The 578-nt window shown below is 39.3% G+C and carries 1 pseudogene; it reads left to right on the forward strand.

What is annotated here, in order from left to right:
- Window positions 1–573 (forward strand): annotated as a pseudogene (locus HMPREF2991_RS03315) (hypothetical protein); the annotation flags it as partial.
- Between the last annotated feature and the right edge of the window lie 5 nt (window positions 574–578).

Consider the following 578-nt stretch of genomic DNA (forward strand, 5'->3'; position numbering starts at 1 on the left):
GCTGTTGCGGATTATGATCCGTCATACTTCCCGGTTTCAAGTATTTATGTTCATTTCTTTGCGTACAACGATCAGGAATACCGTACAGTAATACTGCAGAAAACTGGAGGTAAGGATCTAAAGGAAGTCCTCTTTAACATGGCAACAGGTAAACTAGAAGATATCCCAAATAATGCTGTAAGAGCACGAGAGAATAGAAAAGTTTATCTCTTTAGCGTATTTACCAGTCTAAAGGACTACTATGTAGATGACTTTGGAACTTATGATTCTTCAATTCGTCTTCCACAATCGGTGATTGAACAGTCTTCAGACTGGCGCTTGAAGGAGGAGTATCCAGCAGCCTATGACTTGATGACTAAGAAGAAAGGTGAACTCTATTTCTTGACTAACGAGACAGATGTTAAACTGCTATCAGATATATACAGTCTCTTAATCCCTAAAGACCGAGGCTTGTTTGACAATTTGACGGTTTATGGAGAAGTGACCAAGGATGGGAAAGACCATGTGGTTCACTCTTATGAAGAGTTTATCAGTGTCTTAAAACCTAAGGAGGAGTTGAAAAATGGTAGTTAAGCGAA

It is taken from the genome of Streptococcus sp. HMSC072D07, from assembly GCF_001814835.1.
Taxonomy (GTDB): Bacteria; Bacillota; Bacilli; order Lactobacillales; family Streptococcaceae; genus Streptococcus.